Raw genomic sequence first — 11,855 nt, 5'->3', positions numbered from 1 at the left:
GTGCGGCAGGCGAAGGAAGTGAGGAACAGCCTCCATGGGGCGTCGGCTCGTACCGCTCACACTGGACAACCTTCCGGACCTCCCCAAGCGCTGCCGCTCATGCGTTTTCTGGGAACTTGATCCGGTCAGTGGACAAGCCGCGATAAAAGCAGGGAAACCTGAGCTGGAGAAGGAAGCCTGGATTTCGGCTGTCCTGCTGGAATGGGGATCGTGCGGCAGGGTCCTCTATGTGGACGACATGCCGGTCGGCTTCGTCCTCTACGCCCCTCCGGCGTATGTACCGCGCGCCACAGCTTTCCCCACCAGTCCCGTCTCTCCAGATGCTGTGCAGCTGATGACGGCGTGGATCATGCCGGGGTATCAGGGGCAGGGTCTTGGGCGGGTGATGGTGCAGACCGTGGCCAAGGATTTGCTCCGACGGAATTTCAAGGCGATCGAAGCGTTCGGGGACGCGCGGTGGAAGGAGCCGGGGTGTGTGCTGCCGGCGGATCATCTGCTGGCGGTCGGCTTCAAGACCGTACGGCCGCACCCTGTTCACCCGCGGCTGAGGCTTGAGCTGCGTACAACACTGTCCTGGAAAGAGGACGTGGAGCTTGCCCTGGACCGTCTCCTGGGCGTGGTACAGAAAGAGCCAGTTCTGCGTCCGCTGTGAGGATCGCTCTCACAGAAGCCAAAAACAGGGGTCGCCCCGAAGGGCGGCCCCTGTTTCACGTGAAACGCAGTGCGCGTTGTCAGGCCTTGGCCTCGTCGCCGATGAAGTTCTCGAGGTCGCGGATGATCGCGGCCTTCGGCTTGGCGCCGACGATGGTCTTGGCGACCTCGCCGCCCTGGTAGACGTTGAGCGTCGGGATGGACATCACGCCGTACTTGGCAGCGGTGGCCGGGTTCTCGTCGATGTTGAGCTTGACGATCTCGATCTGCTCGCCGTACTCGGCCGCGATGGCCTCGAGCGACGGAGCGATCTGGCGGCAAGGGCCGCACCAGGCAGCCCAGAAGTCCACCAGTACAGGCTTGTCGTTCTTGAGAACGTCCTGCTCGAAGGAGTCGTCAGTCACATTCTTCAGGGTGCCGGCCACGGCGGCCTCCTCTTTCTCGGGGTGTGGGGTGGGGAAGGTGTCGGTCAGACCGCAGCGGTTGCTGCCTTCTCACTGTCGGCCAGTGCGGCGAGGAACCGCTCAGCGTCGAGGGCGGCGGAGCAACCCGTCCCCGCAGCGGTGATCGCCTGCCGGTAGGTGTGGTCGACCACGTCTCCGGCGCCGAAGACACCAGCAAGGTTGGTGCGCGTCGACGGTGCGGCGACCTTCAGGTAGCCCTCGTCGTCCAGGTCCAGCTGGCCATTGAACAGCTCGGTGCGCGGGTCATGGCCGACGGCGATGAACAGCCCGGTGACGGGCAGCTCGGACGTCTCGCCGGTCTTCGTGTTGCGCAGGGTCAGACCGGAGAGCTTCTGCTCGCCATGGATCTCGGCGACCTCGCTGTCCCAGGCGAACTTGATCTTCGGGTCGGCGATGGCACGGTCCTGCATGGTCTTGGAGGCACGCAGCGTGTCACGGCGGTGGACGATCGTGACGGACTTGGCGAAGCGCGAAAGGAAAGTAGCTTCTTCCATCGCGGTGTCGCCGCCGCCGACGACGGCGATGTCCTGGTCCTTGAAGAAGAAGCCGTCACAGGTGGCACACCAGGAGACGCCGCGGCCGGAGAGCACGTCCTCGTTCGGGAGGCCGAGCTTTCGGTGCTGCGAACCGGTCGTCACGATGACGGCCCTGGCGCGGTGGACAGTGCCGGCCGTGTCGGTGACGGTCTTGATCTCACCGGACAGGTCGACGGCGACGATGTCGTCGGGGATCAGCTCGGCGCCGAACCGCTCGGCCTGCGCACGCATGCTGTCCATCAGGTCCGGGCCCATGATGCCGTCGCGGAAACCGGGGAAGTTCTCCACCTCGGTGGTGTTCATCAGCGCGCCACCGGCGGTGACGGCGCCTTCGAACACCAGCGGCTGCAGTGATGCGCGCGCGGTGTAGAGCGCCGCGGTGTAGCCGGCGGGCCCGGAGCCGATGATGATCACGTTACGGACGTCGCTCACGGGTTTTCTTCCTCGTCTCTGCGGACTGCCTACGGCCTACTGGGGGCTGCTCCAGTGGACTCTCATCCCACCCAACGGATCCTACGGGGCTCGCATTCCCGAGGTGGTCAGTGGCGGGCGTAGGAATGGGTCAGCAGAACCTTTCCCTTGGCCGGCGCCCCGGCATCGACGCAGGTGGCATCGACGACGTACGCCTGGACCAGGGCCGGGTCGGAGGGGTGCGGCAGCACGACGAGGTAGGCCTTGGTGCCTTCGTAGGTCCCCCGCTGCAGAGCCAGTGCGTTGTCGCGTCCGATTCCGGCTTCGATGCAGCCCGGCACGAGGACGCTTTTCGCGATCTTGGGTGTATTGGACTGGATGCCGAGCGAGGGCGACGTCGGTTTGTCGGGCTGTGAGCTGTCCGCACCGGACTCGGTGTCGGGGACAAGGAGCGAGTGGACTTTCTGCTCCAGTCCGGCCGCAGCGAAGGAGTCATCGGCCATCTTGGCCGCCGAGTCGCCGCTGCTCCCCGAAGGGTTGACCGACTGCAGCAGGAAGACACCTGCGCCGATCACAGCGGCGCCGAAAGCCGCGCCGAGTACGGCGTTACGACGACGACGGCGCCGTGCCGCAGGGGCGCGTCCGGGACCGGTGGCCGCACCGGAACGTCCTGCGGGCCGGTCTGCCACGGGGGTGTCCGGGAGGTCTGTCGGCTGAGAAGCAGGCGCTGTTTCACGTGAAACATGCGTCGCTTCATCGGCCAGCGCGGCATCGATCCGGTCGGCGATGTCATCGGGCATGCGTTGTGGTGCGGGCAGGGTGCCCAGCAGGCTGCGAATTTCATCGAGTGAGACGCGTACCTCGGCGCAGAGTGCGCACTCGTCGAGGTGCCGGCGTACGTCCGCGGTCCGGGACGGCGGGAGCAGCCCTTCGGCCAGATCGGAGATCTCAGAGACGTCCGGGTGCTGAGTCGTGTCGGCCGTCGATGTCACGCGCGCCCACCTCCGCCCTTCGCAGCTGCCGGATCGCCTGTTCCTGCGTCTCGTGGTCCCGATGCCGGTGGTGGGACGGATGTCCCTCGCGTCCGGTTCCTTCCCCCATCAGCCTCGGGGGTATCCGCTTCCTCTCTGCGCAGATGAGTGAGCAGGGGAAGCAGTCTGGCCCGGCCGCGGGCACAGCGGCTCTTCACCGTCCCGGTTGGTACGTCCAGCATGCGAGCGGCCTCCGCCACGGGATATCCCTGCATATCGACCAGCACCAGCGCGGATCTCTGCTCGATGGGAAGGGTTCCCAGAGCCTTCAGCAGCTCTCGATGGAGGTCCTGGCGCACGGCGGGCGCCTCGGCGGACTCGTGGGGCTCCAGGAGCTGCTCAAGACGTTCGGTGTCGTCCATGGGTGAGGTCTTGCGCGAGGCCGCCTTGCGCGCCCGGTCGAGGCAGGCGTTCACGGTGATCCGGTGCAGCCACGTCGTGACCGCCGACTGGCCGCGGAAGGTGTGGGCGGCACGGTAGGCGGACACGAGGGCGTCCTGGACGGCGTCAGCGGCTTCCTCGCGGTCCCCCAGGGTCCGCAGGGCGACCGCCCAGAGGCGGTCGCGGTGGCGGCGTACGAGTTCACCGAAGGCGTCAGGGTCACCGGCGACGTGGGCAGCCAGGAGGTCATGGTCGCTTGTGGCGCCGAGCGCGGCGTCGTCCAACGGTGAGCCCCCTCCCTGCCGGCCTGGTCAGCCGGTGAACTTCACATCCGTTATGGCCTGCTTGTAGCCGGCGTTGCTGTACTGGTCGCGGGACGAGTGCGGCATCGCTGTGATCCAGACGAGAACGTACTGCGTGTTCACCGACTGGTCGGCCTTCAGCTGTGCGGTGGTCCCCGTGGTGTCGGCGGACGCGATCTTCTTCATCGAGTCCAGGGAAGCCGATGGAGAGAGCGATTGCGCGGCATACAGCGAAACCGTTGTGTGGTCGCCGCCGTAGTGCAGCAGTATCGACGCGGCCGATACGTCCTTGGCCGAGCCCAGGTCGTAGAGGACGCCGACACCCTGTTTGAAGGGGGCCAGCTTCGGTCCGCCCTGGAAGGAGTAGGTCCGCCAGTACGTGGAGCTGTCGCCGTCGTAGGTCTTCTTGACGTCGCCGGGGTGCTGGGCCTTGCCGTCCGGGTAGTACTCCGCGGCGCCCTTCACGGTGAGCGTCTGGGGGTTCTTCTCGCCGTCGCTGTCACCTCCGCCACCGTTCGTGTGGGAGGTGTCCGGGTCGTCGGACTTCTTGTTGCGGTCCAGAAGCGTGTCCGCGAGCTGCCAGCTGCCGAGGCCGAGCGCGGCGATCAGCAGCGCCGATACGGCCCATTTGAGGGCCTTGCCGGTACGGCTCTGCAGCGGCGCCGGCGGTGCTGCCACCGCCTGTGTGACACCGGGTCCTGGGCCTGCCGCGGGGCGGCCGTAGGTGCCCTGCTGGTAGGTGGTGCGCTGGTACTCGGGCGGCGGGGTGAACGCAGGCTCCGGCGGGCGGATGCGCGGCATCTCCCCGACGGCCTTCGCCAGCTCGTCGGGGGTGGTGCAGGGCGGTTCCTGGCGGGAGGCGGTGGCACCGTCGTTGGCCAGGGCGCGCATGGCCAGCTCGGCCAGGCCGCGGTGGACTCCGGCCCGCACCTGGTCGGGCGGGATCAGACCGACGCCCTTGGGAAGGCCCGAGAGACCGTAGGCGTCCGTCTCGTACGGCCAGCGCCGGGTCAGCGAGGCGTAGAGCAGGGCGCCGATCGCCTCGGTGTCGGAGCGCTGAGGAGTGTCGGAAGTGATGCCGCGCAGGGCGGCGTTGACCGCGAGCCCGCGGATCCGGTACTGACCGGTGGACGTACGCAGCACGGCCCCCGGGGTGAGCCGGAGATGCGCCAGGCCCTCGCGGTGGGCCGCCGCCATGGCCTGTGAGACCTGACTGACCAGCTGGTACGCGTCGTGCGCCTCCAGCGGGCCGGAGGCGAGCACCGTGGTCAGTTCCGTGGCGTCCGGCATCCACTCGTGGACGACGTAGACGAGGTCGTTCTCCTCGACGGCGTCCAGGACCTGTACGAAACGAGGGTCGCCGAGCAGTGCGGAGGAGCGGGCCGCTGCCAGGACGGACCGGGCCCGGGCGTGATCCGCGGGCAGAAGGTGCACTCCGACGGCGCGGCGGAGTTTCTCGTCGACCGCACGCCAACTGCTGAAACCGTCCAGACGGGTGACGCACTCCTCGAGCCGGTAGCGTCTGGCCAGCTTGTGGCCGCTGTGCAGCTCGGGCGTCGCGACCGAAGGTTCGGAGCTCTTCGGCTCGCTCTCAGGGTCTTGAGTCTTCTGGTCGGCCGTGTCGTGGGACTCCGCCACCCCGTCGGCCGTGGCCTTGTCCGCCTTGGCGGCCAGCGGCTCATCGCCGCCGTTGTCGGCCACGTCAACGGCAGCCGTGCTTCGTTCCGCCACCGTCGTTCCTGCCTCCCCATCCGTTGCGCACTGTCAGCCAGTCTGCAAAGTCACGCCAATTGTGCCCACAGTCTGGCGCTATGCACGACACACGGCGACCGACGATGGTTGTGCACTTCTTCCCGGGATCAGCGCCCGAGACGCCCGCGCACCATGGAGACCATGGAGTTCAGCTCCGCGATCCGCATGCGCTTGGCGGCGATGATGAACACACCCAGAAGCACGATTCCGCCGACGAGCAGCGCCGTCAGCGAGGCGAAAGCGCCGTGGCCCAGTGTCCGGGTGATTCCGAAGCCCACCGCTCCGCCGACGATCGCTGCCGGGATGGAGGCCAGGGACAGCCGTGCGTACGTCCGCAGGATGTTCGTGCCGTCCAGGTCGCCGCCCAGCCGCTTGCTGAGCCTGCGCCAGGCCACGCCTACACCGACGGCGTAGGCGAGCCCGTACGAGGCGGCCATGCCGACCACTGCCCACTGGGCCGGAAGCACCACGTAGCAGAGCGTCGAGGCCGCCGCGTTGACGGCGGCCACGATGACCGTGTTGTAGAAGGGGGTGCGGGTGTCCTCGTAGGCGTAGAAGCCGCGGAGGACGACGTACTGCACGGAGTACGGGATGAGCCCCAGGCCGAAGGCCATCAGGACGTATCCCATGGACTGCGAGGCCTGCACGCCGCTGGAGGCGAAGAGCAGGGTGCACATCGGTACGCCCAGGGCGAGGAACGCGAAGGAGACGGGGACGATCGCCACCGCGGAGTTCCGCAGACCCTGGGAGATGTCGTCACGGACCGCGCCCGGGTCGCCGTCGTGGGCAGCGCGGGAGATGCGCGGCAGCAGGGCCGCCATGACGGAGACGGTGATGATCGCCTGCGGCATGCCCCAGATGAGCTGGGCGTTGGAGTAGGCCATGATCCCGGTGCCGTCCCGGCCCGAGGCATGACCGGCGGCGGTCGCGAGCTGGGTGACCACCAGGACGCCCGCCTGGTTGGCGAGGACGAACAGAACGGTCCACTTGGCCAGCTTCACGGCCTTGCCCAGGCCGTGGCCGCGCCAGTCGAAGCGGGGCCGGAAGCGGAAGCCCGCCTCGCGCAGATACGGAATCATCGACAGCGCCTGGACGGCGAGGCCCAGCAGGGTGCCGATGCCCAGCAGCCGGATGCCGTCGGCCGGGATGGTCTCCACACCCATGCGGGACTCGGCGGAGGTGCCGTAGACCCAGATGAACAGGCCGAAGGTGGCGATCATGACGATGTTGTTGAGGACCGGGGTCCACATCATCGCGCCGAACTTGCCGCGGGCGTTGAGGATCTGGCCCATCACCACGTGCACACCCATGAAGAAGATGGTGGGCAGGCAGTAGCGGGCGAAGGTGACGGCGACGCTGTTGGCCGGCGGGTTGTTGGCGATCGTCGACGACATCAGGTGGATGAGCACGGGCGCCGCGAAGACCGCGACGGCGACGATGACGCCGAGCGCCACCATGACGAGGGTGAGCAAACGGTTGGCGTAGGCCTCCCCGCCGTCCTCGTCCTCCTTCATCGAGCGCACCAGCTGGGGCACGAACACGGAGTTGAGGCCGCCGCCCACGGTCAGGATGTAGATCATCGTCGGCAGGGTGTACGCCACGGTGAAGGCGTCGCCGAGCGTGGCCGCGCCGAGAGCGGCGGTGATGACCATGGTGCGTACGAAACCGGTGAGGCGGGAGACCAGCGTGCCCGCGGCCATCACCGCACTCGACTTGAGCAGGCTCGACGCGCGGCCGGCGGACTTCGGCGGGACGGGTGCGACGGGCTCCGGCTCAGGGGTGGGCGCGGGGGTGGGCGCCGTGCCCTGCTGGTCCCGGAAGAGATAGGCGAAGGCGTCCTGCTCGTCCGGCTGCTCGGCGGCCTGGCTGACCAGGTCGTCCAGGCCCACGAACTGCGTCGTCGCGTCGTCGCCGTACGGAAGGTAGCGGGAGGGGCCCTCGGGCTCCGGCGGCGGGGTCTGCGCCCACACCTGCGGATTGGGGGCGTACTGCGGTGCGGCCGGCTGCTGGTAGAGCGGCTGGGGTTCCGCCCAGGTGCCGGGGGGAGGCGGCGGGTGCGCGGCGCGGTCGTATAGCGCCTCCGTCACCGGGTCCTGGGCCGTGAGGTCCTGGGCCCGGTAGGGATCGTGGTCGTACGCATCCTGGAGGTAAGGGTCCTGGACGTACGGATCCTGGACGTAGGGATCCTGGGCGGGGGGCGGCGCGGGGACCTGTCCCGCCGGATCCGCACCCCCGGCACCCTGGCCGCGGTCACCGTCGTACGGCGCGTTCATCGGTACCCCACCTCATCGTCCCCGGCCGACCGGCCACGATATCGATCGCTCAACGGTCCACCTTCTCATTCGCGCCCGCAGGGTCCCCGCTTTCCGGTCCGGTGTCCGGTGTCGGGTCACCCGGCTGCTCGGGGATGTCACCCCCGGCCGCCGCTCCGCGGGCTGCGGCGCGCTTTCGGTGGCTGTACATCCGTACTCCCGCGAGCAGCAGCAGGAGTACGCCGCCGCCGATCACGAGCATGACGTTCGCGGGCATCTCGGAGACGTTGACCGTGAAGGGCATCGCCTCGCCGTAGGGGGTTCCGTCCTCGGTGTAGAGCTGTGCGTAGACCTTGATCGGGCCGTTGGCGTTGGCGGTGGTGGTGAACTTCACCGTCTGGCTGTGGCCGCCCTCGACGTTCACCTGCTGCTCGGCGAGGGTGTCCTTGGAATTCCCGACGTAGAGACGGGTCGGATTGACGGACGTCAGCCGCAGTTTCAGATGACCGACGGGCTGTACCAGCTTGTTCTGGACGGTCACCGGGATCGTCGCGCTGCGCCCCGAGAGTGTCATGTCGGACTTCTGGACGAGCTGAACGCGGCCGGTGAGGGTGGTCAGGTACTTCTGCACCCCGGCGCGGTAGGCCGTGCCGTCCTGGGCGCGGCCGCGCCAGGAGGTGGAGAGCTCGCGATTGATCGCGTTGCCGAAGGGCGTGACCACCCGGTCGGGCTGGGTGAGGACGACTTTGAATCCGTCGAGGCTGGACTGTGTGGCCCTGACGTCCTGGAATGCCTGCACCGGCAGTTCCCGTGAGCGCAGCGAACCGGGGTACGCGGACGAGCGGGGCACCCGCGTCGTGGCGTGGTCATCGGGGGCCGCCTTGGCCGCGGTGACCAGATCGGTCGCCTGGGTCCAGCGCTGCGGGTCGAGCGAGTGCAGTGCGGCGGCCATGGACTGGGCCTGGGAGGCCGACGGCATCCGCTGCGGGGCGACGACGACGCTGCGCTGCTTCTCGGTGTCCTGAAGAGTGAGGGCCAGGGTCTGGGCGAGGAATTTCTGCACGGCGAGCGTGGATTTGCCGGCCTTCGCCATATCGCCCTGGAAGGCCGTGGAGAGCCGGGCGTCGGCGACGACGGCGGTGGTGCCGCTGCCGATCGGGCGGGGCGCGGTGGGCGTGTACGGCAGGTCCTCCGTCTCCTGGAGGCTGTCGCTGCGCGCGATCACGTTATGTGCGCCGGCGGAGGTGGCCACATCGATGATCGAAGGATCGACCGCGCCGTCCACCGGCCAGGCGAAGTCGGTGGACGGCTTGACGTGCAGGACCGTCTCCACGGTCGAGGCGGCCACCTCGGTGGCGCGCTGGAGGTGGCTCAGGGAACCCGGCACGTTCTTGCCGCGGTGGGCGAGCGAGGCGAGGTCCGGATCGGCGAAGGGCAGCGCGATGACCTTCTGGCCCTGGACGGCGTCCTCCAGGGAGCTCATCCACTTCTTGGCGACGGCCTGGTTCTTGCCCGCGACCGTGGTGTCGCCGGTCTTGACCTGGTAGGTCCTGGTCATGGCGTCGACGGTGGCGAGCAGGTCAGGGTCGATCACCCAGGTGACGGGCAGGCTGCTGCCCAGCGAGACCATCTGCTCCAGGCGTCCGCCGGGGGCGAGCTCGGCGGCCAGGTCGTCGTTGGCGAAGACCGGGGTCTGCTGCTCGTCGGAACCCGTCTCGGCCGTGAGGTGCGTCGGGGACGTCAGCGGCCAGAGGTAGGTGAGCTGGGACTTCTTCGCCTGGGAGTCGGGCTGCCAGGGGAGGAAGGTTCGCTGGATGCCGAGCACCTGGTCGTACGGAGAGCCGGCGGTCTCCCCGGAGAGGGAGACGCCGAGCTGGTAGACGCCGTCCTCGCCGAGCTCCAGCTTGCTGACCGGGACGGAGAGGGTGAAGTCCTGGCTGATGCCGGAGGCCAGCTTCGGGAACACGACCGTGTACTTGCCGCCGATTTCCACCGGGTCGACGCCTGGGGTGTACCCGGTGCGCTTTGTCGCATCGTCGATCGCCGACCGGCCGGAGAGACGCGGACCCACGTTCAGCCCGACGTGGGCCTTGGTGATGGTCTCCTTGCTCCTGTTGGTCACTGTGCCGGTGAAGGTGACCGTGTCGCCCGTCACGGGGGCGCTGGGGGACAGCGAATCCAGGGAGACGTCGACCGTGTCGGAACCGGATACGCTCTCCGCCGCATGTGCGGTGCCGACGGTATAACCGCAGATCAGAGCCGCTGCGAGCGGGGCGCCTGCCACCGCCGCTGCCGTGCGCCTCAGCCACCGGCGGGCAGGTGAGGGAGGTGTCCCCTGGAAGTCTGCCGCCTCGGCCACGCGCTCGCCCGTCCCTCGTCGTCGTTCAGTGGTCGTCGGTTGTGCGTCCACGCATGGTAACGAGGCTCACTGTGGCGAAGTGCCGCGGACTGTTCTACATGATCGGAAGCGTGAGCGGAGCCGCACGGAAACTGGCACGCTTCGGTCGGCGCGGACCCGTACCCTTTTCTGTTGTGCCGAATGCCAACGAAGACAACCCCAGTGCCCTGAGCCAGGTGCAGCGCCGCGCGGTCAGCGAACTGCTGCGGGTCTCCCCGGTCGCCGACGACCTTGCCCGCCGTTTCCAGGAGGCCGGGTTCAGCCTCGCGCTGGTCGGCGGCTCGGTCAGGGACGCGCTCCTCGGCCGGCTCGGCAACGACCTGGACTTCACGACCGAGGCCCGCCCCGAGGACGTACTGAAGATCATCCGGCCCTGGGCGGACTCGGTGTGGGAGGTCGGGATCGCCTTCGGCACGGTGGGCTGCCAGAAGCAGGGCCGCGGCGGAGCCGCTGATCAGAACTTTCAGATCGAGGTCACGACGTACCGGTCCGAGGCGTACGACCGGACCTCGCGCAAGCCCGAGGTGTCTTACGGCGACTCCATCGAGGAAGACCTCGTACGCCGCGATTTCACCGTCAACGCCATGGCCGTAGCACTGCCGGAGAAGGAGTTCATCGACCCGCACGGCGGGCTCGAGGACCTTGCCGAGCAGGTCCTGCGGACGCCTGGCACTCCGGAGGACTCGTTCTCCGACGACCCGCTGCGGATGATGCGGGCCGCGCGCTTCGCCGCGCAGCTGGACTTCGAGGTGGCTCCCGAGGTCGTTGCCGCGATGACGGCGATGGCCGAGCGCATCGAGATCGTTTCGGCCGAGCGGGTGCGTGACGAACTCAACAAGCTGCTCCTGTCCGGGAATCCGCGGAAGGGCCTGGCGCTGCTGGTCGACTCCGGACTTGCTGCGTATGTGCTTCCCGAGCTTCCCGAGCTGCGGCTGGAGAGCGATGAGCACCACCGGCACAAGGACGTCTACGAGCACTCGCTGACGGTGCTGGAGCAGGCCATCGACCTGGAGGAGGACGGGCCCGACCTGGTACTGAGACTGGCCGCCCTGCTGCATGACATCGGCAAGCCGAAGACCCGCCGCTTCGAGGAGGACGGCCGGGTCTCTTTCCATCACCACGAGGTGGTGGGCGCGAAACTGACCAAGAAGCGCATGACCGCGCTCAAGTACTCCAACGACATGGTCAAGGACGTCACCAAGCTGGTCGAGCTCCATCTGCGCTTCCACGGCTACGGGACCGGGGAGTGGACCGATTCCGCGGTGCGACGGTATGTGCGCGATGCGGGGCCGCTGCTGGAACGGCTGCACAAGCTGACCCGCTCGGACTGCACCACGCGGAACAAGCGCAAGGCGAACGTACTGTCCCGGGCTTACGACGGGCTTGAGGAGCGGATCGCACAGTTGCAGGACCAGGAGGAGCTGGACTCGATCCGGCCCGATCTGGACGGCAACCAGATCATGGAGATTCTGGGCGTCACCCCAGGCCCTGTGATCGGCGAGGCCTATAAGTTCCTGCTGGAGCTGCGGCTGGAGAACGGGCCGATGGAGCACGAGGCGGCGGTCGCGGCGCTCAAGGAATGGTGGGCCGCGCAGTAGAGCTGAGGCCATGTTTCACGTGAAACATGGCGGGCGCGGGCACGACGAAGGGGCGGTGTTTCACGTGAAACACCGCCCC

Annotated in this window: 9 protein-coding genes; 2 read left to right on the top strand and 7 right to left on the bottom strand. The window is 68.2% G+C overall.

What is annotated here, in order from left to right; translation table 11 throughout:
* Positions 1-34: 34 nt before the first annotated feature.
* On the top strand, positions 35-652 hold the full coding sequence (locus J0695_RS03835) for a GNAT family N-acetyltransferase (RefSeq protein WP_206960178.1): 618 nt from the start codon (positions 35-37) through the stop codon (positions 650-652).
* Between the two features lie 79 nt (positions 653-731).
* On the opposite strand, the gene trxA is transcribed toward J0695_RS03835, so the two are convergent.
* The 7 genes from trxA to J0695_RS03800 all read right to left on the bottom strand — a co-directional run bounded on the left by trxA (position 732) and on the right by J0695_RS03800 (position 10,139).
* Positions 732-1,076 carry a thioredoxin gene (trxA, locus tag J0695_RS03830; RefSeq protein ID WP_206960176.1) on the bottom strand — a complete coding sequence of 115 codons (345 nt, stop codon included), beginning with the start codon at positions 1,074-1,076 and terminating at the stop codon, positions 732-734.
* Between the two features lie 44 nt (positions 1,077-1,120).
* Positions 1,121-2,083 (bottom strand): thioredoxin-disulfide reductase, encoded by a 963-nt coding sequence (trxB, locus tag J0695_RS03825; protein WP_206960174.1) that lies wholly within the window; start codon positions 2,081-2,083, stop codon positions 1,121-1,123.
* Positions 2,084-2,190: 107 nt separating this feature from the next.
* Positions 2,191-3,054: an anti-sigma factor family protein gene (locus J0695_RS03820; RefSeq protein WP_206960172.1), complete on the bottom strand. Its 864-nt coding sequence runs from the start codon at positions 3,052-3,054 to the stop codon at positions 2,191-2,193.
* A complete protein-coding gene (gene sigM / locus J0695_RS03815; RefSeq protein ID WP_206960170.1) occupies positions 3,051-3,758 on the bottom strand; it encodes an RNA polymerase sigma factor SigM in 708 nt (235 codons plus the stop codon). The genes J0695_RS03820 and sigM overlap by 4 nt, the downstream gene beginning before the upstream one ends.
* A gap of 27 nt (positions 3,759-3,785) precedes the next feature.
* Positions 3,786-5,507 carry a protein kinase family protein gene (locus tag J0695_RS03810; RefSeq protein ID WP_206960168.1) on the bottom strand — a complete coding sequence of 574 codons (1,722 nt, stop codon included), beginning with the start codon at positions 5,505-5,507 and terminating at the stop codon, positions 3,786-3,788.
* 128 nt (positions 5,508-5,635) lie between these two features.
* Complete coding sequence (murJ, locus tag J0695_RS03805; RefSeq protein WP_206960166.1) at positions 5,636-7,801, bottom strand: murein biosynthesis integral membrane protein MurJ; 2,166 nt, start codon at positions 7,799-7,801, stop codon at positions 5,636-5,638.
* A gap of 49 nt (positions 7,802-7,850) precedes the next feature.
* On the bottom strand, positions 7,851-10,139 hold the full coding sequence (locus J0695_RS03800; protein ID WP_206960164.1) for a DUF6049 family protein: 2,289 nt from the start codon (positions 10,137-10,139) through the stop codon (positions 7,851-7,853).
* A gap of 173 nt (positions 10,140-10,312) precedes the next feature.
* On the opposite strand from J0695_RS03800, the gene J0695_RS03795 reads away from it, so the two are divergent.
* Positions 10,313-11,776 carry a CCA tRNA nucleotidyltransferase gene (locus J0695_RS03795; protein ID WP_206960162.1) on the top strand — a complete coding sequence of 488 codons (1,464 nt, stop codon included), beginning with the start codon at positions 10,313-10,315 and terminating at the stop codon, positions 11,774-11,776.
* Positions 11,777-11,855: the final 79 nt, after the last annotated feature.

The organism is Streptomyces beijiangensis (assembly GCF_017315755.1).
Taxonomy (GTDB): domain Bacteria; phylum Actinomycetota; class Actinomycetes; order Streptomycetales; family Streptomycetaceae; genus Streptomyces; species Streptomyces beijiangensis.
This window is presented reverse-complemented; position numbering and strand designations above follow the sequence as displayed.

What these genes read in the sequence shown, in the direction of transcription:
- J0695_RS03835 (WP_206960178.1), top strand. Translation starts at nt 35, where the DNA reads ATGGGGCGTCGGCTCGTACCGCTCACACTGGACAACCTTCCGGACCTC.
- murJ (WP_206960166.1), bottom strand. Translation starts at nt 7,801, where the DNA reads ATGAACGCGCCGTACGACGGTGACCGCGGCCAGGGTGCCGGGGGTGCG.